The organism is Natronomonas gomsonensis (genome assembly GCF_013391635.1).
Classification (GTDB): domain Archaea; phylum Halobacteriota; class Halobacteria; order Halobacteriales; family Haloarculaceae; genus Natronomonas; species Natronomonas gomsonensis_A.
This window is the reverse complement of the sequence record NZ_JACAWU010000001.1, coordinates 80,687-103,310: the sequence shown is the minus strand read 5'-3', so window position 1 is coordinate 103,310 and position 22,624 is coordinate 80,687. Positions and strand designations below refer to the sequence as shown.

Annotated in this window: 30 protein-coding genes, 1 tRNA gene and 1 pseudogene; 12 read left to right on the top strand and 20 right to left on the bottom strand. The window is 63.3% G+C overall.

All coding sequences use genetic code 11. The features are described 5' to 3' along the window. Window positions 1-122: 122 nt before the first annotated feature. Entirely contained in the window at window positions 123-458 is a 336-nt protein-coding gene (locus tag HWX69_RS00620; RefSeq protein ID WP_178915144.1) for a DUF2892 domain-containing protein, read from the bottom strand. A gap of 447 nt (window positions 459-905) precedes the next feature. On the opposite strand from HWX69_RS00620, the gene HWX69_RS00615 reads away from it, so the two are divergent. Further along, the gene (locus tag HWX69_RS00615) at window positions 906-1,301 is read left to right on the top strand and encodes a hypothetical protein (RefSeq protein WP_178915143.1); all 396 of its coding nucleotides are present in this window, start codon (window positions 906-908) and stop codon (window positions 1,299-1,301) included. A gap of 431 nt (window positions 1,302-1,732) precedes the next feature. On the opposite strand, the gene HWX69_RS00610 is transcribed toward HWX69_RS00615, so the two are convergent. Further along, window positions 1,733-1,930: a hypothetical protein gene (locus HWX69_RS00610; RefSeq protein ID WP_178915142.1), complete on the bottom strand. Its 198-nt coding sequence runs from the start codon at window positions 1,928-1,930 to the stop codon at window positions 1,733-1,735. Window positions 1,931-2,123: 193 nt separating this feature from the next. On the opposite strand from HWX69_RS00610, the gene HWX69_RS00605 reads away from it, so the two are divergent. Together HWX69_RS00605 and HWX69_RS00600 are read left to right on the top strand one after the other, a co-directional pair. After that, the gene (locus HWX69_RS00605) at window positions 2,124-2,378 is read left to right on the top strand and encodes a hypothetical protein (RefSeq protein WP_178915032.1); all 255 of its coding nucleotides are present in this window, start codon (window positions 2,124-2,126) and stop codon (window positions 2,376-2,378) included. Between the two features lie 192 nt (window positions 2,379-2,570). Continuing rightward, window positions 2,571-3,197: an SOUL family heme-binding protein gene (locus HWX69_RS00600; RefSeq protein WP_178915141.1), complete on the top strand. Its 627-nt coding sequence runs from the start codon at window positions 2,571-2,573 to the stop codon at window positions 3,195-3,197. Window positions 3,198-3,212: 15 nt separating this feature from the next. Here the strand turns inward: HWX69_RS00600 and HWX69_RS00595 are convergent, their stop codons facing one another. From HWX69_RS00595 to HWX69_RS00580, 4 genes are all read right to left on the bottom strand, one after another. Further along, window positions 3,213-4,094 (bottom strand): cupredoxin domain-containing protein, encoded by an 882-nt coding sequence (locus HWX69_RS00595; RefSeq protein WP_178915140.1) that lies wholly within the window; start codon window positions 4,092-4,094, stop codon window positions 3,213-3,215. Window positions 4,095-4,288: 194 nt separating this feature from the next. Next, window positions 4,289-5,113 (bottom strand): FkbM family methyltransferase, encoded by an 825-nt coding sequence (locus HWX69_RS00590; RefSeq protein ID WP_178915139.1) that lies wholly within the window; start codon window positions 5,111-5,113, stop codon window positions 4,289-4,291. Window positions 5,114-5,174: 61 nt separating this feature from the next. Beyond that, a complete protein-coding gene (locus tag HWX69_RS00585; protein ID WP_178915138.1) occupies window positions 5,175-5,747 on the bottom strand; it encodes an LURP-one-related/scramblase family protein in 573 nt (190 codons plus the stop codon). Window positions 5,748-5,754: 7 nt separating this feature from the next. After that, on the bottom strand, window positions 5,755-6,909 hold the full coding sequence (locus tag HWX69_RS00580; RefSeq protein WP_178915137.1) for a GNAT family N-acetyltransferase: 1,155 nt from the start codon (window positions 6,907-6,909) through the stop codon (window positions 5,755-5,757). A gap of 297 nt (window positions 6,910-7,206) precedes the next feature. On the opposite strand from HWX69_RS00580, the gene HWX69_RS00575 reads away from it, so the two are divergent. Continuing rightward, window positions 7,207-7,938, top strand: a complete 732-nt coding sequence (locus HWX69_RS00575) for a GNAT family N-acetyltransferase (RefSeq protein ID WP_178916572.1) — start codon at window positions 7,207-7,209, stop codon at window positions 7,936-7,938. Between the two features lie 88 nt (window positions 7,939-8,026). Then, window positions 8,027-8,956, top strand: coding sequence for a ferritin family protein (locus HWX69_RS00570; protein ID WP_178915136.1), 930 nt, complete (start codon window positions 8,027-8,029; stop codon window positions 8,954-8,956). Window positions 8,957-8,962: 6 nt separating this feature from the next. Here the strand turns inward: HWX69_RS00570 and HWX69_RS00565 are convergent, their stop codons facing one another. The 3 genes from HWX69_RS00565 to HWX69_RS00555 all read right to left on the bottom strand — a co-directional run bounded on the left by HWX69_RS00565 (window position 8,963) and on the right by HWX69_RS00555 (window position 11,296). Continuing rightward, on the bottom strand, window positions 8,963-9,472 hold the full coding sequence (locus tag HWX69_RS00565) for a hypothetical protein (protein WP_178915135.1): 510 nt from the start codon (window positions 9,470-9,472) through the stop codon (window positions 8,963-8,965). Between the two features lie 36 nt (window positions 9,473-9,508). After that, window positions 9,509-10,801, bottom strand: coding sequence for a PQQ-dependent sugar dehydrogenase (locus tag HWX69_RS00560; RefSeq protein WP_178915134.1), 1,293 nt, complete (start codon window positions 10,799-10,801; stop codon window positions 9,509-9,511). A 66-nt stretch (window positions 10,802-10,867) separates the two neighbouring features. Then, window positions 10,868-11,296 carry a DUF2391 family protein gene (locus tag HWX69_RS00555; protein WP_178915133.1) on the bottom strand — a complete coding sequence of 143 codons (429 nt, stop codon included), beginning with the start codon at window positions 11,294-11,296 and terminating at the stop codon, window positions 10,868-10,870. Between the two features lie 49 nt (window positions 11,297-11,345). On the opposite strand from HWX69_RS00555, the gene HWX69_RS00550 reads away from it, so the two are divergent. Together HWX69_RS00550 and HWX69_RS00545 are read left to right on the top strand one after the other, a co-directional pair. After that, window positions 11,346-11,792 (top strand): DUF2085 domain-containing protein, encoded by a 447-nt coding sequence (locus HWX69_RS00550; RefSeq protein WP_178915132.1) that lies wholly within the window; start codon window positions 11,346-11,348, stop codon window positions 11,790-11,792. Window positions 11,793-11,836: 44 nt separating this feature from the next. After that, on the top strand, window positions 11,837-12,178 hold the full coding sequence (locus HWX69_RS00545) for a TM2 domain-containing protein (protein ID WP_178915131.1): 342 nt from the start codon (window positions 11,837-11,839) through the stop codon (window positions 12,176-12,178). A 15-nt stretch (window positions 12,179-12,193) separates the two neighbouring features. On the opposite strand, the gene HWX69_RS00540 is transcribed toward HWX69_RS00545, so the two are convergent. From HWX69_RS00540 to HWX69_RS00515, 6 genes are all read right to left on the bottom strand, one after another. After that, window positions 12,194-12,913, bottom strand: coding sequence for a CAP domain-containing protein (locus HWX69_RS00540; protein WP_178915130.1), 720 nt, complete (start codon window positions 12,911-12,913; stop codon window positions 12,194-12,196). Between the two features lie 41 nt (window positions 12,914-12,954). Then, a complete protein-coding gene (locus HWX69_RS00535) occupies window positions 12,955-14,034 on the bottom strand; it encodes an iron transporter (protein WP_178915129.1) in 1,080 nt (359 codons plus the stop codon). Between the two features lie 74 nt (window positions 14,035-14,108). After that, a complete protein-coding gene (locus HWX69_RS00530) occupies window positions 14,109-14,609 on the bottom strand; it encodes a winged helix-turn-helix transcriptional regulator (RefSeq protein WP_178915128.1) in 501 nt (166 codons plus the stop codon). Further along, the gene (locus HWX69_RS00525) at window positions 14,606-14,911 is read right to left on the bottom strand and encodes a DUF7471 family protein (RefSeq protein ID WP_178915127.1); all 306 of its coding nucleotides are present in this window, start codon (window positions 14,909-14,911) and stop codon (window positions 14,606-14,608) included. The genes HWX69_RS00530 and HWX69_RS00525 overlap by 4 nt, the downstream gene beginning before the upstream one ends. A gap of 160 nt (window positions 14,912-15,071) precedes the next feature. Next, entirely contained in the window at window positions 15,072-15,218 is a 147-nt protein-coding gene (locus tag HWX69_RS00520; RefSeq protein ID WP_178915126.1) for a hypothetical protein, read from the bottom strand. An 84-nt stretch (window positions 15,219-15,302) separates the two neighbouring features. Further along, entirely contained in the window at window positions 15,303-16,265 is a 963-nt protein-coding gene (locus HWX69_RS00515) for a glutathione S-transferase family protein (protein ID WP_178915125.1), read from the bottom strand. Window positions 16,266-16,602: 337 nt separating this feature from the next. Between HWX69_RS00515 and HWX69_RS00510 the strand changes: the two genes are divergently transcribed. After that, window positions 16,603-17,187 carry a 2Fe-2S iron-sulfur cluster-binding protein gene (locus HWX69_RS00510; RefSeq protein WP_178915124.1) on the top strand — a complete coding sequence of 195 codons (585 nt, stop codon included), beginning with the start codon at window positions 16,603-16,605 and terminating at the stop codon, window positions 17,185-17,187. Between the two features lie 73 nt (window positions 17,188-17,260). Then, window positions 17,261-17,333: transfer RNA gene (locus HWX69_RS00505), tRNA-Arg, on the top strand. A 62-nt stretch (window positions 17,334-17,395) separates the two neighbouring features. Here the strand turns inward: HWX69_RS00505 and HWX69_RS00500 are convergent. From HWX69_RS00500 to HWX69_RS00490, 3 genes and pseudogenes are all read right to left on the bottom strand, one after another. Next, window positions 17,396-17,782, bottom strand: a pseudogene (locus tag HWX69_RS00500) (ADP-ribosylglycohydrolase family protein); the annotation flags it as partial. Window positions 17,783-17,825: 43 nt separating this feature from the next. Further along, window positions 17,826-18,104 carry a hypothetical protein gene (locus HWX69_RS00495; protein ID WP_178915123.1) on the bottom strand — a complete coding sequence of 93 codons (279 nt, stop codon included), beginning with the start codon at window positions 18,102-18,104 and terminating at the stop codon, window positions 17,826-17,828. Between the two features lie 52 nt (window positions 18,105-18,156). After that, window positions 18,157-18,513: a hypothetical protein gene (locus tag HWX69_RS00490; RefSeq protein WP_178915122.1), complete on the bottom strand. Its 357-nt coding sequence runs from the start codon at window positions 18,511-18,513 to the stop codon at window positions 18,157-18,159. 50 nt (window positions 18,514-18,563) lie between these two features. Here HWX69_RS00490 and HWX69_RS00485 point away from each other — a divergent pair, with 50 nt between their 5' ends. Beyond that, window positions 18,564-19,445 (top strand): hypothetical protein, encoded by an 882-nt coding sequence (locus HWX69_RS00485; RefSeq protein ID WP_178915121.1) that lies wholly within the window; start codon window positions 18,564-18,566, stop codon window positions 19,443-19,445. A gap of 174 nt (window positions 19,446-19,619) precedes the next feature. On the opposite strand, the gene HWX69_RS00480 is transcribed toward HWX69_RS00485, so the two are convergent. Continuing rightward, a complete protein-coding gene (locus tag HWX69_RS00480) occupies window positions 19,620-20,102 on the bottom strand; it encodes a pyridoxamine 5'-phosphate oxidase family protein (protein ID WP_178915120.1) in 483 nt (160 codons plus the stop codon). 166 nt (window positions 20,103-20,268) lie between these two features. On the opposite strand from HWX69_RS00480, the gene HWX69_RS00475 reads away from it, so the two are divergent. After that, window positions 20,269-20,601 carry a hypothetical protein gene (locus HWX69_RS00475; RefSeq protein WP_178915119.1) on the top strand — a complete coding sequence of 111 codons (333 nt, stop codon included), beginning with the start codon at window positions 20,269-20,271 and terminating at the stop codon, window positions 20,599-20,601. A 27-nt stretch (window positions 20,602-20,628) separates the two neighbouring features. Here HWX69_RS00475 and HWX69_RS00470 read toward each other — a convergent pair whose 3' ends face one another. Next, on the bottom strand, window positions 20,629-21,666 hold the full coding sequence (locus HWX69_RS00470) for a DHH family phosphoesterase (protein ID WP_178915118.1): 1,038 nt from the start codon (window positions 21,664-21,666) through the stop codon (window positions 20,629-20,631). 150 nt (window positions 21,667-21,816) lie between these two features. On the opposite strand from HWX69_RS00470, the gene HWX69_RS00465 reads away from it, so the two are divergent. Continuing rightward, on the top strand, window positions 21,817-22,461 hold the full coding sequence (locus HWX69_RS00465; protein WP_178915117.1) for a hypothetical protein: 645 nt from the start codon (window positions 21,817-21,819) through the stop codon (window positions 22,459-22,461). The last annotated feature ends 163 nt before the right edge of the window (window positions 22,462-22,624 follow it).

The window sequence follows — 22,624 nt, the reverse complement described above, 5'->3', positions numbered from 1 at the left end:
CGGGCAGCCAAAAGGATCGGTCGGACTCGTTCTTCAGAAGTGTACGAGTCAGGTGGCAAGACCGCTCTGTAGTTAGCACTCTCGACGGATAGTGTGGAGGGACCGGAAGCGGCCTCAGACCATCACGCGAGCGCCTCGAGACAGGCCTCGTGGACGGTCTCGTCGTTTTCGTTCGGCCTCCGGCCTTGTCCCGTGACGATGGGTTCCTCGCAGATTGCACAGTACAGTTTATCGGCCTCGCTCGTTGGTTCGGTCCCGAGACTCTCCGAGAGCTGCTCCACCACGTCATCGGATTCGGTCGACGCGCTGTAGCCGAGCGCAACAGCACCAACCCCCGCCAGCACACCGCGCGGTCGCTTGCCTCTCCGGAACGACCAGAGGGCGAATACTGCCAGGCCGACGGCGATGAGTTTTCGAGGAAGCCGGTTACGTTCGTCAAGGTTCTCTGTCAGTCCCATACCCTTCCCTTCGTGCTCCGTACCCTTGTACTCGCCCGTGCCTCGGGACAGGATCCGATGTCCCCATCTAGGGGGGCGACCGAGAGAGCATTCGACTGAAAATCGAGTTGTCCCGTCCCCGCGAACGGAGCGGACGCTTGAGTCCGTACTCTCAAGTGTCAGCCACGCCCCTCCTTCTCGGCCACAACCCACAGCAAGCGGCGGTGTTCGCCGCCAGTAAGACAGGGTTACGGACGCGCGTTCGCTGGCAGGCCGATTCAGCGGGACATAACAATAGTCGAATGTGGGCAACGTGTGGTCGATGGGAGACCAGATTACGAGCGTACCGTTATCCGGATCACGGTTCCAGGTGACGAGGCTGTGCTCGAACGCAACCGGACGTAGCGCCACTCGATTACAATGAAACGCCCGTCACTCAAAGACAGGTTTGGGGAGCGCAACTCCAGTATGGACGATCAGATAACGGAAGCGATAGTCGATGCCCTCTCGGCGAACGACAAGGTCATCGAAATCAGGCCCGCGAGACGGTCGAAAGGGATCGGACTGAAAAGACTCCTGCTGTTGGGCGCGGGTGCGGTCGGCTTCGCCTACTGGGTCCAGAACTCCCAGCGGCCGGACGACCTTATCGAGAGTGTGAAAGAAAAGACGGCCAACCGGACCCACCAGGCCGCAGAGGCGATCGAAGAGGGAAGCGAGACCGCCTCCAAACGGATCGAGGACGGCTCAGAGCGGGCCGGCGAGGCGGTCCAAGAGGCCGGCGAGAAGGCAGCGGAGCGGACGGAGGATGCTGGCGAGAAGGCAGCGGAGGGGACCGACAGCGACGCCGGGGGTTCGAGGACGTAATCCCTCCGCGACGCCGAGACCGCTCCTAACCAGTACACCGTCCCGAACACCCCGAACCTCCCGCCACGTCTTCGTACCACGTTCCAGCAAATCCGAGATTTCGACATCCGACGTTGAGGGAGGTCGCGATACCGAACGTGCCCCGACGGGCGGTCCTCCCTCGAAGTAATCGCCCCCGGTCTGATTGGTCGCCTCTGGGAAGACGGCCAAGAGAAACTGTTTCGGTTTGACTCTCGGGAGCAATCCCTACGAACCCACCAAATGACCGCAGCGTCGTATCGTCTCCGGTTTTCGAACTCACCGGAGGTCATCTGGTTCGAATAAATATCAGATTTATTTTATTTTTGGAGGTTCGGGAGATGAGAAAAATAGCGAGAAAGAGGTAGGCCGAGTGTACGAGCGAACGGGTGTGATTCTCGGAATCGCCGTCTTCAATCGTTATAACACAGTTCGGCGATGGAGTTGATGAGCACTCCGCCGGCGACGTACGTTCCGACTTCGCCCGGGATGTGGACCTCAGGATCGCCGTACGGTGGAAGTAACACGACCTCAAGCTGATTGTACGTCGGCCGGACGAGTGGGCGTGCATCGGCGAGCTGCTGGTAAGCTTCGACAACTGGGCGGTACATTTGCTGGTCGAGGGGAGATAGCGAAGTCAACGATAAAAACCCCTACCTAAAAAGTCAGAACGTCGATATCTAGCAGAGGGAATCACAGATGGGTAGTCGCCCTCGGCGGAAAGAACGAATTAAAAACGAGGTCCAGCGGGTTGTGGAAGTCAGTACCATATAACAATACACGGACGAACCCAACGGGCCGTTGATGGAGAAACAGAGAGAGAAAGGAGCGGCCAAAGAGATCGGGAAGCGAACAGGCTACGATCCAATAATCTTAGCGGCGGTTGGGTCCGTACTGCTGTCGTGGTACCAGTTCTACGTGCGTGGAAACAAAGAACACGGCTTGTTCATCGGTCTGTGGCCACCGACGCTGTTGGCGTTCTCGAACGCGACCCGTATCAACGATATCAGCGAAAAAGTCGAGAGCAAGGCGACGAGGCTGTTCGACCGCTTGATGTAAACGAGAGGTCCACAGTACGGCATGTACGATTAGCTTCGTTTTTCAGTAGGTTCAACTAGTCAATCTCGCGGAGGCCCGAACTGAACCGTTCTCGTATGCAGCGAAGTGCGGTTACCAGAGTTCCTGTAGATGCTTCCCACCGGAGAACACACTGCCGAGTAGGCTTATTGTGTCCGTCACCGTACATCCAACATGGTTCGGAAGCGCACAATCGCCCTCGGGGTCGTCGGTGGTGTCATCGCTGGGTTCGGGGCGGCGAAGCTCTATCAGCGCGCCGCCACGGAGACGGTTCCCTACACCGTCGTCGCGCGCCTCGACGACGTGGAACTGCGGCGGTATCCGGAGTCGGTCGTCGTCGAAACGGTCGCGGATTCGCGGCCGGCCGCATTCCGACGGCTGTTCAAGTACATCACGGGGGAGAACGCAGGTACGACTGAAATTGAGATGACTGCGCCGGTCGAACTGTCCGCGAACGGAGCGACGATTTCGATGACCGCACCGGTCGAAATCGGTGGCGAGGACGGCAGTCGGATGCGGTTTTATCTCCCGGCGGAGTACGACATCGAGAGCGCGCCTCGGCCGACCGAGGATTCCGTCGAACTTCTCGAAATCCCGGAGCGAACCGTAGCTGTCCGTCGGTTTTCGTGGCGGCCGACCGAGGCACGCATCGACAGCGAGACCGAGGCGTTACTCGATAAACTCGAGGCGGCGAACGTTCCGCTCGCGGGTGAGCCGTTTTTCATGGGTTACGACGCGCCGTGGACGCTCCCGTTCCTGCGCCGAAACGAGGTCGCTGTCGAGGTCGAAAGCTCGTTTTGAGCGGCGATGGCCGGCTCACTCCTCGCTTTCACCGTTTTCCGACGTTGTGTTCAGTTCAAGATCCATCCACTCGACGGTGCCGTGCTCGACGATTGCCTCCGGTTGGAGGTTCGGGTCCGTCAGCACCTGCCGGGCGAGGCCGACCGGACCGGCCCGCGGTGGAGGCAACTGTGAAGCGTCGGACGTTTCGAAGGCGGTTTCGGTTTCCTCGCCGACGACGACGCGCATCGCCATCCCGAACGCCTCGTGTGGGGCACACTCCAGGTCGTAGACGCCCGGCGTCTCGAAGGCGTAGAGCCACGTACTCGGTTGGGGTGGGCCGTGTCGCTCGTCGTCGGTGCCGTTTTCATCACCGGCGTCGTCTTCGCCGTTCTCGTCGTCCGCCTCGGTGTTCTCGGAGTCGGCTCCGTCGCTCTGCTCCTCGCCGCCGTTCTCGGCCGGTGGCATGACGATGTCGTCCGGAAGCGAGTTCGGGTCCCAACCGAGCAGCGGCGACGAGATGGGCTGGACGCCGAGGGGGAGTCGACGCTGCATCCCGAATGCGGGGTGATACGACGTGACCGTGTGGTCGGGCGTCTCGAAGACGAACTTTACCACGTCACCGGGGTCGACGTGGAGCCCTGTCGGCTGATAGAAGAAGTCCGCGGGTCGCTCGGGGTTCGTCGACGGTCGGATGAGCGTGCGAACGACGTGGACCGTGTTTCCGACGACCGCACTGTCGTCTTCCTCGCCGTCGTCGGATTCGTGTTCGTCTGCGGCAGCGACGCCTCCGACGCCCCCGACGACGCCAAGGGCGGTTCCGGCGCCGACGAGCTTCATCACGTCACGTCTGTAGGTTCCGCGACCCGTCGTCGGTGTCTGTGCGTACTGGTCGTGTTGGTGGTGCTGCGGTCCCATGCGAGGGGTACTGCAACCGAGAAGTTAGTTATAAACCAGAATCCGGAACACCGGCGAAACGTATGTTCGCGCTTATTTTCTGCCCCCATCGAAGTCGGCACGGCGTACCGCGAACGGTGTCGACCTTACTGACGATACGTTTGCCTTACGCGCACAGCGAATGTTGGACACTGCGGCGGTGTGGTTGCGTAATATTACTCTGCTCGTTCGGCGACGATTCTGTTCGACCCATCGACGCGGAGGCTCCGGCTCCGAAAGCCGGCGTCTTCCAGCACTGTCTCGATGGTGGCCTCGTTGTCGTGCGGTTCAACGACGAGCAGTCGACATTCCGGACGGGCGAGGGTAGCGTCCATCCCCTCGAGCACGGCTGGAGCGGCTCCTTCGACGTCTATCTTGACGACGTTCGGCGGTGGGTAGATGTCCGCTTCGACCACCCGGTCGGCGGTCGTCGTCTCGACGGTGATGGTCCGGACCGCGTCGGTGGCCGCCGCATAGCTGTCCTCGATGGAGCCTTCCCTGCTTCCGGCTTCCTCGGTTCCCATCACGAAGAACGTCCGTTCGTCGTCGGTATCAGACAGTGCCCGGGGCTCTATGGCGTATGGAACGCCGTTGCGCTGGAGGTTTCGCTCCAACTGCTCGACGTTCGGCGGGTACGGTTCGAAGGCAACGACGGTGCCTGTCTCGAGTACGTCACCGGCGATACACGAGAAAGTGCCGACGTTCGCGCCGACGTCCCAGAACACCTCGTCTTCGTTCAGTTCCTCGACGATGGTTCTGGCTACGGGGCGTTCCTTCCCGGAGATGCTGACGATGTTGTCCAATTCGGCGGCGCTTCCGATTCCGATGTCCGCCGTGGCGGGGCCGATTTCGACGGTAATCGCCTCTCCGTATCGGAGTCGGTACAGCGCCACGTACAGCGTTCTCAGGTGGGCGTCGATGCCGATCCGGCGAACGATGTCTTTCAGCCTCGGTCGATACAGCCACGACTGGACCGAATCGAGGAGCGAATGTCCGCTCATACTGCCCGAAACTCAACTGGAAATAAAGTTATGCGTCGGATAGCCCGGCCGGAATGCGGTGTCAGTTTCCCTCTAGGGCGTCGATAGCGATGGCAGCGGCGACGAGGCTCTCTTTCGGTGCGTCCCCGGAGTCGCCGACGTGGAGGTCATGGGTATCCCAAAGCGAGAAGCGGCCTTCGAGTCGACCAAACGCCTCGCCGTTCGGGCCGGTGATGGTGTACTCGCGTGGCCGCCAGCCGATGACTTCGACGACGTTCCGTGCGGCGTCCAACAGCGTGCGCTGTGATTCGATGACCGCCCAGAGGTCGCCGTCGGGCGAGCGGACCCGCCAGACGTGTTTGAACGAGGTACAATCCCTTTCGAGGACGGCGATGACGTCGTCGGTGCCGGCCTCCGTGAGCGTGTAGTCGCCGGCGAACTCGAAGACGCTCCCGGCTTCGACGTCGTACGCCGGCCGGCCCGATGAGTCGAGAAGCGGGAACGTCTCTCTCATCTCGAACCGCTTCCGTCTCGTCTTCAACACGAGGGTCCCCGAATCGTCGTAGACGCGGAACTCGGTTCGAAACAGACTCCGTTTGATGACGTAGTCGCTACCCGTCAAATCGACGTTAGCGATGGGGTCGGTGTCCGTCACGTTCGACTTACTCGATGTCGAGGTCCGCAGGCAGTAGGAGCCAGTTCTCGGCGTCCAGTAGCCCCACCCCGTCGATATCGAACTCCCGGTCGGTGGTCGGGTCCCCTTGCTGGGGGCCTCCCAGTGGACGCACGACGTGCGTCGAAGGGGCGGTCACGCGGGAGAGCGGAAACGCGGCGTCGGACAGGAACCCGTATCGACGGAGCAGTTCCGGTGATGCTGTCGTCGGCGCTCTCAACACGTCGACGCTCCGGTGGTCGGCAATGACCTCGGAGACGAGCGCCTCGAAGGCGTCGGACGACGCTCCGGGACCGAAGTCGTCCATCGGTTGGATATCGAGGAGGTTCGTTCGAGTACAGGAACCCAACTGCTCGGTCGCGGTCACGATGCTCCCGACGGGGGTGCCATCTCGGACAGCGACGTAGGTCGTCGTCTCCCAGCAGGGGTTCCCGAAGCGCCACTCCAGGAACGCTTCGTCTCGGGGGATGTGAACCCGCTCGGGAACCGCCGACGCGTACAGTTCGGCGAGGGTCTCGACGGGAAGCTCGGAGTGCCGTTCGACCGTCACATCACCCGGTGGCGTGGTGATGCGGTCGAGGAGCGCAAGTCCCCCGTTTGCGGCTATATCGAGGGGGGCCGACAGCACGTCCGCGAGAGCACCGTCGGCTCCGGTCCACGAGAGGAGTTTGGACGGACGCTGGACCCGGTGGCTCATCGAGACCTCGCCGGCCACGGTCCAGTCGAATTTCTCCAGTCCGGGACGGAGGGCATCGCTCGGGAAGTTGAACAGCAAATCGGTGTCGTCGTACTGTTCGAGGAGGAAGGTCGTCATCCGGCTAAAGATTCCCTTTCGTTGGTGGTCCGGATGGACGATCCAATCGACCGGCTGGTCGGCATCGAGCGTCCGCGAGCCGACGCGCAGACGGAACGGGAGCAACGGCTCGGCACCCACCATCTCGCCGTCCACCTCGGCGATCACCATCCGGATATCGTCCCCATAAGGGTTCGCCGAGAAGCGCCAGTCGAACCACTCCCGTCCCTTTCGACGCCCCCAGACCGTCTCGTACAGTGAGAGGAACTGCTCTCTGTCCGCCGGTACGTACGGTCGAACGACCACGTCAGACGACTTCGTGGGAGTGGCCAACCGCTGTCGGGAAGCCATACCGACCCCGAGTGGTGACCCCTGCTTCGTTATCTAGCGCCTACTGGATGGTTCACTGCAACTACATGCAAACAAAACGAATCCATCCACGCGTTCCCTGCGAGGACCCTCGGGACCAACGGGAACCGCCCAACTGTGTCGCCGTCGGCCACCGTCATCGTCGGTCGAACGGGCCGGTAGGTGGTTCGTAATCGATGGCTTTCCGTGCGACCGCTGAAACTAATGGTCGTCCGCGGAAGTACGTTTCACGGTACCACGAACCAAGAACTGAAGTACGTCTCCCTCGTCGGCTCGGATATGGAGACGACCGAGCGGCCGACGTTCGAAACGGAGGCCGGAGAGGAAATTTACCAGTACGTCGAACGGCACGGCACCGCGGCGCGGCATCGGGTTCGAGAGGTCACGTCGCTGCCGCCCGAGGAGTTCAGCGAGGCGCTCGAACAGCTGGAATCGAGGGGGTATCTCGAAGACGACGGCGGGACGCTACAGGTCGCTCTCGACGTGGGGTCGGTGGAGTCCTACACCGCCGGCGACATCGAGTACACGATTCGGCCGGCCAAGCAGTCGGATTTCGACGGGCTCATCGACACTATCCGCGACGTGACGGCGAAAGATACCTACGTCGTCGCCGAATCCATCGCCGAGCAACTGCTGTACGAGGACGCCGTGACGCGGCACAACAGCGTCGAATCGCGGGTGTTCTTCGTCGCCACCGTCGACGGCGACGTCATCGGGTGGGCACACCTCGATTTGCCGCAGGTCGATAAACTCCAGAGCACCGCCCAACTCACCGTCGGCGTCCGTGGGGACTACCAGGACAACGGCATCGGGAGCCGACTGCTCGAACGCGCCCTCGATTGGGCGGAGGCCAACGGCTACCGGAAGGTGTACAACAGCGTCCCGACGACCAACGACGAGGCCATCGTCTTCCTCGAAAACCACGGCTGGGACACCGAAGGCATCCGCAAGGACCACTACACCATCGACGGCGACCACGTCGACGAAGTGATGCTGGCGTACACGTTCTGAGCGCCGCGCGTTCGATGTACCTCTTGAATGGACCTTCAGTGCGGGGTGTAACCTCTATACTGGTTCGTGTGAAACGTCATGGAGACTCATGAATATAGATAGCACACGACACCTCCAACTCGACCGAGAGAGTCGGGGGACGCGCTACTACCGCAACGCCGTCGAACGACACTGGGACCCCTTCGACATCGACCTCGAGGCCGACCGCGAGGCGCTGGTCGAGTCCCTGGAGTCCGAACCCGACGCCGAAGCGCGATTCGACAACTTCCGGATGGGTGTGGCCCGCTTCGGTGCCGGCGAGCAGGCGGTCACCGAGGACCTCGCGCCGCTTGCGACGGCGCTCGACGACATCGACGACCAACTGTTCATCACGACGCAGTTGTACGAGGAGGGCAAACACACCGACCACTTCGACCGCTACTGGCGGGAGGTCATCCACCCCGTCGAGGAGGAGCTCGGCTTCGAGACCTCCTCGCCGACCGACGAGAAGTGGTTCAACGAGGAGTACAACGACCTCTTCGAGCGCAACGAGGAAGCGATGCACCGGCTGCTCGATGAGCCGACGCCGGACAACTTCGCACGCGCGTACTGTCACTATCACCTCGTCATCGAGGGCATCCTCGCTCAGACCGGCTACTACGGGCTTCAACAGGCGTACTCGAAGGACAACCATCCCGACCTTCCGCACCTGCCCGGGCTGTACGAGGGCTTTACGCTCATCCGACAGGACGAGGGGCGACACGTCGGCTTCGGGATGGCGAAACTCAAAGAACTCGTCTCCGAGGGCGACGTCGACCCCTCGCTGCTCGACGAGACGGTCAACGAACTCCTGCCGTTGGTCGACGGCATCGCCGCCAACCCCGACGAGGAGTACCGCGAGGACATCGGGCCCAGTCCCGAGGAACTCCAGCAGTTCGCCACCGAAAAACACCTCCAGCGAATGGAGCAAATCAAAGACGCCGCCGAGGAGGTGCCCGACCTCGAATCGCTCACCGAACTGGAGGGCGTCGGCGACTAACTCGACTCAGTACCGATAGACGGCATCGGCGATTCCCGCGGTTTGACCGACGCCGACGAGTGCGAGTGACGCCGCGAGCGCGGGGTCGGTTCCGGTGGCGACGCCGAGCGCGTAGCCGACCGCACCGAGACCGCATAGCACCGCCCCGCCGAAATAAATCCACGCGCCCTCCTGTACGCGTCGACCGGTGTAGACGAATCCGGCGGCGGGCAGGAGCATCCAGCCGTACAGCGCGACCGAAAACAGCACTCTCGCGGACTCCTCAACGCGGAAACCGACCGTTCCGGCCACCGTAATGAGGAACCCCACTGCGATGACGGTTCGCCACGCCCACAGCACCCCCTCGCTCATCTCCCGCCAGGAGGTGACGGCGAAGGCCGCGAGCAGGACGCTCATCACGACGTGGGCGACGAAGAGGGTATACGAGTCGACGATACCGATGTGGGCGGCGGTGACGAACGCCCACGCCAGCGGGACCAACACGACCGGTCCCGTCTCTCTCGCGTTTCGGAACACACTACCGCTTCGTGTCGAACCGACAAATAGCTCCGCTCACGTCGGCTCGATTCTGAGGATTCGGTCGTCGGAGTCGACTGGAAAATCGGTGAGCGTCCGACCGTCGCGGTTCGAGGTGAGCAGGTACAGTGCGCCGTCGGGGCCTTCCTCGACGTGGCGTAGGCGGCCGAACTCGCCGTCGTACAGTCGGTGTGCGGTCGCCGTGTAGCGGTCGTCGAGCCAGTCTGCGTCGAAGCGTCTCCCCCCGTCGGGGCCGGCGCCGTCGGCGTCGAGCGTCATACAGAACAGCGTCTGGGAACGCAGGCCGGCGACGAACAGTCGGTTGTGCCACGCCGATATTGCGTCCCCCGTGTAGAACGTGCTGCCGGAGGGCGCCCACGTCGTGTCGGCGCCGGTGTTGAGAAGCGGCGGCGTGAACGCCTCGTCCTCGCCGTAGGCGTTGTACTGGACCCCGCCGGGGCCACCGCGGGCGACGTTCCAGCCGTAATTGGCGCCGGGGCGAAGCGCCGACACCTCGTCGCGGTTCAGCGGCCCGTGTTCGGCGACAAGTGGCTCCCCGTCCGGCGTGAACGCGAGGCCCTGAGGGTTCCGGTGGCCGAGCGTGTACGTTCGGGGGTCGCCGCCCGCCCCGAAGTCGGGGTTGTTGGGTGCGGGGTCGCCGTCGAGGGTCACTCGAAGTACCGCACCGCCGAGGGAATCGGGGTCCTGTGCGATGTCGGCGCCTTCCTGTGCGTCTCCGGCCAGTATCCAGAGGTGGCCGTTGGGGCCGACTTCGATGCGGCCGCCGTTGTGCCAGTCGTTGGCCGGAATCCCGTCGACGACGACCGAGACCTCGTCGGCATCGATGTCGTAGCGGACGACTCGGTTCCGGAGGTCGTCGGCGGCGGTGTAGTAGACGAACAGCGCCCGCGGGTCCGGGTATTCGGGGTGGGTGGCGAGACCGAGGGTGCCGCCCTCGCCGGGGCCGGTTCGGTCGGGGAGGTCACTCGCCGAGAGCACGGCCCTCGCGTCGTCGGGCTGTAAGCCCGTCTCCGTCGCCAGTGTTTCGGCCTCGAACAGCCGGACACCGCCGGTCCGTTCGGTGAAAAGTGCCTCGCCGCCGGCGAAGGTCAAATCCCACGGAATCGAGAGGTTCTCGACGGCGGTCGTCGCCGTCACCTCGGCGTCCAGTGGCGACCCCTCGGCCGGGCCCCACGTCGGCGTCGCCGGCCACGTCGCTTCGCCCTCGCCGGTGGGGAACTCGTCGGCCTCGCCCGCGAAACAGCCGGCGGTCGTCGTCAGGCCGGCAACACCACAGGCGAGCAACGTCCGTCGCGTCGGCCGATGCATACCCGCCATCGGGGGTCGAGACGGATACGTTCTCTCCCACCGGCGAACGTTCCTACTCCCGAGGGCTCAGAACACGGAGTCGGCGGTCGCGGCGCCGACGACGCTGAACACCGCGCCGACGGCGATGGCGCGAAGGGTGACGACGACCATCTCGACGCCGGCGAGGTCATCGAGGAAGGTGCCGGGGGCGCCGAACGCCATCGCGAGAATCGCGACCGAACCGTAGGAGACGAGCATCAACGAGACGAATCGGGCGGGAACACCCGCGAGCTCCGTATCGTCGTCGGGGTCGCGTCCGGCGGCTTTGTACAGCGCCGCGTAGCCGATAGCGAAAACGATGGTGACCGTCAGCAGCGACTGGAGCAGGTTCATGTGGCGTGCCAGCGTCCACACCTCCTCGGTGACGACGAACGGCCCGGCGAGCAGGAACCCGCCAACGACTTGCTGGGCCGAGTCGGCGAGCCGGAACCGCCGTTGAGGCCGGATTCGGCGCATACTCGCCCCGTCGGCAGCGATAAGTAAAACGGCACCGTTGTCCGAGGCGATGGTCGACCGAGCGGGAATTCGGGCCGCCCTGTCGGAAACGCGGGGGTATCTCCTCGCGCATCACGGCCCCGACGAGCACTACCGGTGTTACGCACCGGTCGTCTTCGGCCGTCGCGTCCGCCTGTGTGCGCGGTGTTTCGGGATTTACCCCGGTATCGCACTGGGTGTCCTCGCGGCGCTTCTCGGGCCGACGGTGCTCGGCAGCCTCGCCGTCGTCGCTTTCCTCCCGATTCCGGCGCTGCTCGACTGGGCGGCGACGACGTTCACCGACAGACGGGGGCACAACGTCATTCGGACCTCCAGTGGCGGCCTCCTCGGGTTCGCCTACGGCGTCGGGCTCGTGGGCCTCCTCGTCGACGGCGACACTCGGATACTCGCGGTCGGCGTCGTCTACGCCGCCGTCGCGGGCGTACTTCTCGCGGTTTCCCGCCGTGCCGATGGTTGATTTCGGGGGTCAGTTATATACGGTCGCGCGGAGCAACTCCGAGTATGTCGACCGAACCTGGAGACGCTGGCGGCCCGGCAGAGGACGAACAGTACTGTTCGAGTTGTGGCGAGATAATCAAGATGGAAGCCGAAATCTGCCCGGAGTGCGGCGTCAGACAGAAATCCCCCGCACAGGACTACGATAAGGACCGCGTCACGGCGGGCGTTCTCGCCATCCTGCTCGGCGGTCTCGGCGTCCACAAGTTCTACCTCGGCGAGACGGGGATGGGTGTGCTGTATCTCTGTTTCTTCTGGACGGCCATCCCGGCCCTCGTCGGTCTCATCGAGGGCATCCTGTATCTCACGAAGACCGACGAGGAGTTCCAGCGGAAGTACGTCAATTAGGTCGGTCGTCGCTTTTCAGCAGAACAGTTGCGTGACGTAGACGGCGTCCTCGCCCAGTGCGACGCCGACGCCCTGTCTCGTGTAGCGGTCTCGCAATAGCGTCCGGCGGTGCCCCGGCGAATCGAGCCACGACCGGACGACGTGGTCGGCGACGGCGCGCTCGGAGGTGGCGATGCCGCCACGGGGCGTCTGGTAGATGTTCTCGCCGACTCGACAGTCGAGCCCGGCAGCGTCGACTCTGTCTTGCGGACTCTCACCGTCGGGGTTCGTGTGGTTGACGAACCCTCGGTCGCGCATGTCGCGGCTGTGTGCGCGGGCGACCGCGGCGAGTGATTCGTCGTGTTCGGTCGTTCCCACGCCAGCGTCAGCCCGCGCAGCGTCGCTTCCGTCCTCGATGTGGGTTTCGACCGCGTCGGCGTCGAGTCCGCCACTGTCGAAGGGGCCGACGGCGGCGACGGCACCTAACGCGAGGCCGACGACGACGAGCGTCAACACGGCGAGGCCGACGCCCGGCCGGAACAGCGACGACAGCGATGGTGTCTCGCGGTCGGTGTCTTCTCGCCCCCTAGCTGCCCCGTCGAGGTCGAGTCGCCATCCGGTCGTCGTTCCGGCGGCCGTCCCCGGACAGTCGTGGGCGTCGGGCGGGCGGTGGTCGGGACAGTACGCTCCACCGCAGTGCGGGCAGGCGTCGCTGACCGTCGCGTCGTCGCCACAGACGGCACACTCGGAGGCCACGGTCGGCCTACGGTCCGGTCCCTCAAAACTGCGGTGTCGAACTACAGCGTCAACTCGGCGTTCGGCATCTGGAGGAATGCCGTCTCGTAGCCCTCGTGGCGGGCCACCTGCGGGTGCGTGACGACTTCGAGCGTGAGTTCGTCGCCCGCCTGCACGTCGTCGATGGCCGCGCCGTAGTGGTAATCGAGGCCGTCGTCGAAGGTGCGTTCGAGCGCCCCCTCGAAGACGGTCTCGCCGTCGCGTTCGATTGTCGCGTCCAGGGCCATCCCCGGCAACACGAGTTCGTTGTACGGCGTTCGGGCAGATATCGCGAGGTAACCGCCGTCACCGTCGACGCCCTCTGGTCGCTCCGAAAGCGAAAGGACTGCCAGTTTCGCCTCGTCGCTCTCGGTGGTTCCGTGATGGGTTCCGGGTAGTTCCTCCGGGTCAGGTGCGACGCCGAGGGGGTGGTTCATCTCCATGACCGACGGGACGGCGGCCTCGCCGGCCCGGTCGCCCGCCCGCTCGATGCCGAGTTCGTCGCGCTTCTCGGTGGTGAACTCGAAGGGGACCGTGACGCTGGCCGGGTCGTCGAAGCGGCCCACGTACTCGCCCGTCCGGCGGACGTTCGTGCCGCCGACCGACATCGTCACGTCGTAGGTGCCCTCGCCGTCGAGTTTGAAGTTGGCGCCGTAGTGAAAGCCCATCCGCGCCGACAGCATCGGGTAGATGACCTGTTCGTCCAGTGCGTCGCCGTCGCGGGCGATGTCGACGCTCATACCCGTATCCGGGAGGACCCGGCCCGTCTGAGGGTCCCAGACGACCGCCATGAGGTGGATGTCGTTGCTCCCGTCGACGTCGTGGAGGTTGGCCTCATCAGGTTGGGTCGTCGTCGCGTCGACCCGCCAGAAGCGGTGCGGGTAGGTGTACATCAGCGCGAAGGCGTACTCGCCGTCGTCGGTTTCGGCCATGTCGACCATCGCCATCCCGTCGACGTGCGTCGGGTAGTACACGCGGTCGGGTCGGTCCTCGAGAATCGGTGGCGTGGAGGTGACTTCCCGCGTCCGGATGAGGTCCGAACAGCCGGCCACTCCGACGGCACCGGCACCGAGGCAAGCACGAACGTAGTCGCGGCGTTGCATTACGTGTGCGTCGGTTCGGGACCCGTATTTGGATTCTGGTCCGACCGTCGAATCATGCGGACTGTCGTCGTCCGTTATTCCAACAGCGCGTCGACGAGTCGCGTAAAGCGGTCGACGAGTCGCTCGGGGAGCCGCGGGTCGGCGGTGTCCAGCAGTTCGGCGGTCCGGTCGGCGTCGACGACGGCGAGTTGGTGGCCGTCGTAGCGCTTCTCGAGTAAGCCGGCCTCGGCGAGTCGCTCGGTGTGCCACGAGAGCGTGCTGCGAGCGATACCGACCGATTCGGCGATGTCGACGGGCCGGCTCGGTCCCTCGTCGAGCAGCGCCGCGACGATTTCGGCGCTCGTCTCCCGGCGCAGCAGTGCCAGTGCCGCCCGCTCCCACTCGTCGTACTCCGGCGGGTAGTAGTGGGTCCGACCGAACAGTTCGTCGGTGACGACGGCGCTTCGACGCCGGAGCTTTCGGACGTGATACTGGACCTGTCCCGGCGCGAGGTCCAGCGTCCGGACCAACTCGTTGAAGTGGACGCCCGGGTCCTCCCGGATGTGTCGCTCGATGCTGTCGCGGGTGTCGCTCACCGTATCTCACCTCCGATGCGGTCACCGAGAGTGTGGGCCGACAGCACGGCGGCGATGACGAGGGCGGCCATCACGATGTCGAGTCCGTGTTCCAAGAGGTGGTGTGCTTCCAGCGAGAGTCCGCCGGTCATGTATCCGACGCCCGTCACTGCGCGGACGAAAAGCGCCGCGAGCGCGAGGGCGACCAGCAGATACGGCCACGAGCGTCGCTGGACGAACGCGGCGAGGCCGACGCCGAGGATGCCGGCGGCACTCACCGTCCCGAACGCCAGCAGAACGCCGAGTATCAGTGTGTAAGCCATGGTTTGAGTGTGGCTTCCACCGTTCGTCTCACGGTGAAAGCGAGTCGTCGCCCGTCGCTAGGGATTCGAGTCGAATATGGGTTCCGTCGCGAGTCACCGTCCGACCGTAGCGGTGGCTCTCCAGTTCGAGTAATAATCAGAATCAGCCGTCACCAACCGCTCACAGCTCGATTTCCTGTTCCTCGTACAGTTCCTCGAAGTCCCGCTCGCGCTCTTGCGCCTCGAGTTCCCGCTCGATTTCGTATTCGCGGCGCTGCTCTCGCTTCTTCCGACCCTTCTGTTCGCGGCCTCGCTTCGTATCCGGCATGGCTATGTGTGGGTATAACACGCATACATATATGCGTAACGCCACCGGCGGCGTCTGCGCTCGGGAGAACGGAGGTCGACGATTTCAGACCGGGGATTCGCCGGCGAGGGCGTCGCGGTCGTGCGGTGCTTCGAAGTCGGGGTTCGGCCCCTTCGGCACGATTCGTTTGGGGCTCACGTCCGGGTGAGTGGTGTAGTAGTGTTCCTTGATGTGGTCCATGTGGGTCGTCTCGCCGAATCCCGGTGTCTGATACAGGTCTCGCAGGTACGGCCAGAGGTTGTCGTACTCGCGAATGAGTTCGTGGTTGCACATGAAGTGGGTGTGGTACACCTCGTCGAAGCGGACGAGAGTTGTGTACATCGCGATGTCGGCCTCGGTGAGGCGGTCACCGACGAGATACCGCTGGTCGGCTAATACTGAATCCCAGCGGTCGAGGGCCTCGAACAGTTCGGTGACGGCCTCGTCGTAGGCCGACTGCGTCTCGGCGAACCCGGTCCGGTAGACGCCGTTGTTGATGGGTTCGTAGATGTCGTCGAGAACCGAGTCGATGTCCGCTCTGCGGTCCGCGGGCGCGAGGTCGACGCCGTTGCCCAACTCGGCGAACGCCGTCGTCAGGTTCCGCATTATCTCCCGAGATTCGTTGTTGACGATGGTCTCCTCGTTTTTGTCCCACAGCACCGGCACCGTGACGCGGCCGGTGTAGTCGGGGTCGGCCTCGACGTACACCTCCCGGAGGTAGTCGGCGTCGTTGACGGAGTCCTCGGTGGCGCCGTCCTTATCGGGGGTGAACTGCCAGCCCCCGTCGTCGCGGTAGGGGTCGACCACGTCGACGGAGATAGCGTCCTCCAACCCGAGCAGTTTCCGGGTGACGAGCGTTCGGTGCGCCCACGGACACGCATAGCAGACGTAGAGGTGATAGCGACCTGCTTCGACGTTTTCGGCGTCGACGCGGTCTCGGAACGTCGTGGGTTGGCGCTGGAACGAGCCGTCGTCAGCGGTTGGGTCGTACTCGGTTACCCACTCGCCGTCGATGAACTGATTGACCATACCCACCCTTGGTGTTCTCGGGGGATATGCTCCCGGGCGATGACGGGGGTTGCCGGAATCGGTGACGGTAGGATCGATGTCGCGTAATTTCGTGGTAGTGGGCAGGTATCCAGGTCACTCCGTTGCGGTACGCGGAGGCGGCCGGAGGCCGCCGGAGCGCTTTTTCATCGACGTTTTTCGAGTTGAGCGGGACCCCCGGTCCCGCTGACCATGCGAACGGCGACGAAGTCGCCGTGAGCAGAGAGTGGTTCCCGCAGCGAACGAAGTGAGCGAGGAAACCCGACGATGAAAAAGGTCGAATCACAACGCTATTGAAGGGCCTTTACTAACATCGAATATGGTCACGACAGTGGGTATCGTTGGCGGGGCGGTGCTGACACTCGCCGCGGTCGTCCTGCACTTCTCGAAGGGCTCGGAATGGACGCCCCGAGAGGACATCTCCGACGAGGTCGTCGAACAGCGGGCCTCGGCGGTCCCGGAGACGGAGTTCCCCGAACCGGGCAACCGCAGTATCGGCGGTGGCGGTGCGGCCGCCGCGGCGGTCGCTGCCGGTGAGGGTGAGAGCGAGGGCGAACTCGAAGACGGCGAGGCGGGCGACGACAGTCCAGCCGCCATCCCCGACGACGAAGCGGAAGTGTTCGAAATCGAGTACGTGAAGGAAGGTACCACCATCGAGGTCAAAGAGAACGAGACCGTCCTCGAAGCGGGCGAAGACGAGGGCTGGGACCTCCCCTACGCCTGCCGGGAGGGCCAGTGTATCTCCTGTGCCGGCCACATCACCGACGGCGGCAACGCCGAAGATTACGTCGAACACCACACCAACCAGATGCTCGGCGAACCCGAACTCGACGACGGCTACACGCTCACCTGCGTCGCCTACCCCATCTCGGACTTCTCCATCGAGACCGGCGAATCGCCGTAACGCTCGACTTTCTTTGGCCGTCTGTAGTTCCGTTCACAATAGTTACATCGCGGCTTCGACTACTTGCGAACAAGAGTCCGTAGCTCAGTGGACAGAGTGCTTGGCTCCGGACCAAGATGTCGCAGGTTCAAATCCCGTCGGACTCGTTACGAATCGTAACGGTGGGGGTCTACCGTACGGCGCGGTGGTGTTTATAAACACCCAACCGATTTTGCCCTTCGAGGCTGTTTTCCCACACCTGCTGGCCTGCCTCGTCCCACGCTGCGCCGTGTTTGAGGCGGCTCAGTGATTTCATCGTCATCCGGCCGATGTCGAACGGGTCACTCTCGTACCACGTGAGGGAGCGGTCTGCGATATCAGCCGGTGCGAACGCCTGCTGTTCAGCAAGGCTTCGCGCGATACACAGTCACAGTGCCTGTTCGGTGTCGTCGGTAATCGTCCCAGCGGGCTGATTCCACGTTCCGTTCCCGACCATTTCGTCGAGCCGCCCGTGTTCAGCAGCAATCTCGGAGGCAGTCGCGAACTTCACAGGCCGTCCGAGTGCATCGCCACACGCAAGCCTCAGTAGGACCTCACGAGCCTGATCCAGCTCCATGCGTGGGTCAACGACGACCGCTGGAAAAAATGTAGGGTGGCAGTCACTCGCCGGGTTTCGTCCCCGTTCGGAGGTTCTCTCGATACGCTGCCAACGCTTGGTACATCTCGACTCGTTCTTCTTTCGTCATCGTGTCGTGTTCGTCCGCATCGTAGAACGGGAGTTCGTCTTTTTCGGGCATTGCCATTACTCTCCCGAGTGGGTAGAGTTGCTCGTAGTAGTACTCCAGTACCCACTCTTCGCCGTGCTCGTCGACGGCTCGCTGGATGTACGGGGTGGCCTCTGGGTACTCTTCGGCAAGGGTTTCGAGTGTTTCAGTCATCGAGAGTCACGCATTGCTCGGTTTGTCTGGTCCGTCGTTCGCGAATCAGTGCTCAGGCGTCCGTGAATTCGGTGAGCGAGTGGTTCGGGCTGTCACTGTTCCACTTACCGATTTGAATGAGGTCGAACACCTCGATGGATGCGTCAATCTCGTCGGCGATTCGTGCTCGGACTGCAGTAGAGAGACTGTCGACTGGGATTACGGTGAGCGTGTGCTGGGTGAGGAGGTAACTCGTTGCGAAGCTCGTCGGGGCAACGACGATGACGTCGGACCCATCGACATCGGCGAGTGCGAGTTGGGCATCTCGATGCTGGAGCACAGTCGCTTCGAGTTCCTCGACGGGAAAGAGGAACCCAACATCCCCGTATTCGACACTCGTCCCCGCCGACTCGAAATGCCCATTGAGCATAATTAATATTCTATTTATGCTCTATATGTATTACATTTGCGGTGGATCGAGTGCCACGACCTCCCCTCAAACGGCAGATGCGAGCAGGGTGGCTCCAAACCATTACGGGGGTTCGGTTCGAGCGGACGGTAGCGATGATTCGAGACGAGCCGGAACTACTGGCACTCGTCTCTCGACTCCAACACGCCGAACAGGCGGGAGCGGACTTCTTTGCGAATCATTCGCTCCCGGAGTACACGGTCGTCGAGGAGTTGGACCTCACGACGACCGAGGCCGCTCGGTTCCTGACGCTGTCGCTCGTCCCGTTTCACGCCCATCCATCCGGCCGGCCAAAACCGCAGATTGGGCGGGTAGGGTTCTGGCGCGTCTGCAAGACCCTCTGGCAACAGCATCAGTGGGTGTACGACCCACACCGGCTGGTCGCCACCGAAGGGGAACAGGAACTCGAGGCGTTCTTCAATCGGCTCGATATCATGGACGCCTACGACGCTCACTGGTGGTTCACCTCCGCCGTCACGCTGTACGAGCGCTTCGATGGGGGCCCAGAGGGACTCCTGCGGCAGGCCGACTATGTCGCACCCCATGCGGCGCGACTGGTCCGCGGCGCTGATTTGCCGGGCATCGCGGACGCCGTCAGTACGCCGCTCTGGGTGCGGTTGATGCACGACCGCGTTGCGTCGCTGGCGGGGATGGGGTGGGTCTCGCTACCGGTCGACCACACGCTGTTCGCTGTGACGGAAGCCCTCGGCGACCTCGATGTCGACATCGGGAATCGCGAGGACCGCGAGATGGTCCAAACGTTCTGGGAGGTGTTCTGCGAGAAGCACGGACTGGTCCCATATCGCGTCGAGAAATCGCTCCGGGTGGTCGGCCTGTACTGGCACCGTGGCGGCCGGGACTACGTGGCGTCGGTGATTGAAGATTACCGGTAGGGCGAACACTCGAATGCACGCCCTCCCGTGAGACATGAGGTGTCGTCTCCCACTGCTTGCGGTACGCGGTTGATTCGTCCCTTTGTGCCAGATGGGGTTTCTTTCGCCGCACCCCATTCGTGCACTCCCGCCGGCCTCGTTTTCCGACTCTCGTCAGTGTCACATCCACCTCAATTAGGTCTCGGAGGAATCCGGGTCCATCTCCGGTGGGGTTCCGGCGTGTCTGATTCCCGTCTGGGTCTGTATCTCGAACCGATACACAGCGACCTCCTCCGATTCGCTCGCGTCGTCCAGCGCCTCGGGGCGCTGGAGTGGTTCGAGAGCGTCTCCGAGCGAATCCCATTCCCGTTCCGGGACCCGACTGATGATGCCCTCGAGGCTGACGCTGCTCCACATGTACTCGGTATCGGCGGAGTACACAAGGAAACTGGCCGCGGCGGTTTCCTCGGTCAACAGCGCCTTCTGGCTTACGTTCCCGACGACGTAGGTGAAATAGAGGTTCGTTTCGCCGTCGAACCCGTAGGACAGCGGCACCATGTACGGCAGGCGCTCGGTCGGGAGGCCGAGTACGCCGGTGGCCTGCGTTTCGAGGAACTCCCGAATCGTCTCCTCGTCCATGCGTTCGACGCCGTGGTCGGCGAGTTCGTCGATTGTCATGGGGCGTATACGACTCCGTCCTCATTAAATTGGACGGGCGAAACGGGGTCTGGACACCACGCTGTTCGTGCAGCGGGCCAGCGTTCGCATCGGTCCTTTTGGCCCCGTCAGACGCGTGGCCGACTGGTCTTTTTATACGATGCCGTCCAAGCCGATACTCCACAGCATGCCTCGTGATACGGATGACGGCGAGCGTCCGACATCGGGAACCGACGGTCACGTTCCAGTCGAGGTCAGCGTCGGCGCCGACACGGACGAACAGCCGCCCGTCGAGTCGAACACGCGCATCGACATCATCGTCGACCGGGAGTCGTATCCGACGGCGCGACTCGACGACGGTCGGTACGTCGCGTGGTGGTTCACCACCGACGCTCCCGAACCCGATGCGGCGGTGACAAGCGAGTGGGTGACTGCACCCACGCGCTTTCTCGCGGCCGGCACGTTACACGAACTCTGGGAGAACCCCACGGCCTTCGATTCGCTGACCGCACAGGGGTAACAGCGGGCGTTTCGACCCTTCGGTCGGTCACTCTTCAGTTGTCTCTTTTTGGCTCTCGGGGTCGACTAACCCCAATCCGTCGAGCAGTCGGTCGGTGACGACGGCGGCGACGATGTCGACGAGCGTAGTGTCGTCGCTGGTGTAGCCGGCGAAGATGCCGAGCGGAATCTCCCCGCCGGCCATCTCGCGGTGGCCGCCGGCGCTTCCGACCTCATCGAAGGTCGTCGAGAGGACGTCACCGATGTTGACTCGTGCGTCCGTCGAACGGGCGCTGATGTGAATCGACTCGTCGATGATGCCGAAGACGATGGCAGTTTCGACGCCCTCCAGCGTGGCGAGGTAGTCGGCGGCCTGCGGAAGGGCGTCCCGCTCGGTCGTCCGGCCGACGTGGGTGATGAGGACGGCGCCGCGGACGGTTCGGTTGTCGATGGCGTCGGCGATGGCGTCAACCGTCGCCCCGGTGACCGACGGCGAGGAGAGTTCTCGGAGGAGTCCGCGGTCGGCGTGGTCGTGCAGTCCGGCGGCGGCTTCGTACTCGGCGGGTGTCGTCCCTCGGAGAAAGCCCAGCGTCTCGCGTCGTATCGCGAACAGCAGCGCGGTCGCGAGGGGCGTGTCGAGTTCCACGTCGAGTTCTTCGACGTACTCCGCGAGGATGGTCGCCGTCGCTCCGAGTTCCTCGCGGTGGTCGACGAACGTCGCGTCGATGTCGTCGTTCGGGTGGTGGTCGATGACGATGTCGACGTGTGTCCCCTCGGGCACCTCGTTGTTCGCCCCCGGAACCGCGTGGTCGACGAACGCGAGCAACGAGTCCTCGGGGCGTTCGGTGATGGCGGCGGCATCGAACGGCTTGAGGTCGATTTCGAGAAGATTGACGAACGCGCGGTTCTGCTGGTGGCTGATTCGGCCGCTGTAGACGATGCGACGCTCGTCGATGCCCACCTTGGCGGCGATTCGTCCCAACGCTAACGCGCTCGCGAGACAGTCCGGGTCGGGGTTGTTGTGACAGACGATGGTGAGTTCGGAGGCTCCCGACAGCAGTTCCTGAAGTGATGCTGCGTTGCTCATTCGTCTTGTCTATCGGGCCGTCGCTACAAGCCTCTGACCCCTGTCCGTGCCCCCACGTCGCCAGTTGGTAGGTGAATAATACCGTTCTTTGGTATTGAGTGGTATTTGGTGGTAAGACTTATATGGTCAGGACGCGTTAGTTCAATTACAATGAGCCAAAACGACTCCGCGGTCAGCACGATGTTCAGTTTCCAGCGCAGCACCCTCGAACAGACCCAGAACGCCATCGAATCCGGCGTCGAGTTCCAGCAGAACGTCAACGAGCGTCTCGTCGAGAGCTTCGACACGACCCGAGAGTTCTCGGAACGCAGCAGCGACCTCGTTCGCACGGGCATGGACGCCTACTTCGACGCCGTCGAAGCGGCCGTCCCCGGCGACCAGGACGTTCTCGTGGACATCCGCGAGACCCTCGACGAGCAGCTCGACGAACTCGAAGCCAACCAGTCCGACGCCTTCGACACCATCGAGGAGAACCTCGACGACGGCCACGAGTCTGTCGACGAACTCCTCGAGGACTTCCTCGAAACCCTCGACGAGCAAGTCGCCCAACTGCTCGAGGCCAGCGAGGACCTCGAAGACCAGACCGTCGACGCCCTCGAGAACCTCCAGGAGTCCATCGAGGACCTCCAGGAGCAACTCGACGAGCGCTCCGAGGAGTTCCAAAACCAACTCGACGAGCAACTCGACAGCATCCAGGAACAACTCGAAGAGCAGGCTGACACCGTCCAACAGCAGATCGAGGACGTCTCCGAGCAGGTCGAGGACGCGACCGAGAACACCGACCTCACGGCGTAACTCGGATACACACCGCCGAATAATCCTTTCGACGTTGTCCCGTTTTCACTTGGCTACCGTCAGGTCTGTTCGCCACGCCGCCCTAACGGCGCGTGACGGCCCTGCTCGGCTACTCTCACGTTTTCAGTCCGCCCGACCCTTTATACCGAAGAACGGCACAACG